General features: G+C 59.6%; 1 pseudogene. It reads left to right on the top strand.

The window, feature by feature from the left end:
- Positions 1–70 precede the first annotated feature (70 nt).
- Positions 71–433 (top strand): annotated as a pseudogene (locus QHC67_RS19090) (Tn3 family transposase); the annotation flags it as partial.
- Positions 434–552 lie beyond the last annotated feature (119 nt).

Below are 552 nucleotides of genomic sequence, written 5' to 3'. Positions count from 1 at the left end.
TTGAAATCCGTCATCGTTCCGTCCGTCCAATCTCCGCCAAGCATGCTCAAGCTTCACGATTTTTGCAACAGAGCCGCGCCGACGATGTCATGCCGGTCTCAACAACAGCGAACAACGCCATGCCCTGACGCAGGCGATCTACACCTTCCGCCAGGGCCGCATCATCGACCGTAGCCACGAGGCGCAGCAATATCGGGCATCCGGCCTCAACCTGGTCATCGCCGCAATCGTCTATTGGAACACGATCTACATGGATGCCGCAGTCCAGCATCTACGATCAACATCGGTCGCGGTGCCTGATGATCTCCTCGCACATACGTCCCCGGTAGGTTGGGAGCATATTGCTTTCTCGGGCGATTTCCTCTGGGATCGCGCAGCCGCTTCTGCTGGCCGCAAGGCCCTCAATCTGCCGCCGGATAGTCGCGCCGCCTAAGCGTTCGCTGATTGTTCGCCCTTAGCGTTGTTTAGCGTACCTTCCACGCTATGCCCTCTCCCTAGTCGCGCCGCCCGCACCACTCCCATCGATTTTGCTTCCCCCTCCCCATCCCGCGC

The sequence above is a fragment of the Sphingobium sp. genome, assembly GCF_033795625.1.
Classification (GTDB): domain Bacteria; phylum Pseudomonadota; class Alphaproteobacteria; order Sphingomonadales; family Sphingomonadaceae; genus Sphingobium.
The sequence above is the reverse complement of the archived record's forward strand: the minus strand, read 5'-3'. Positions and strand labels throughout refer to the sequence as shown.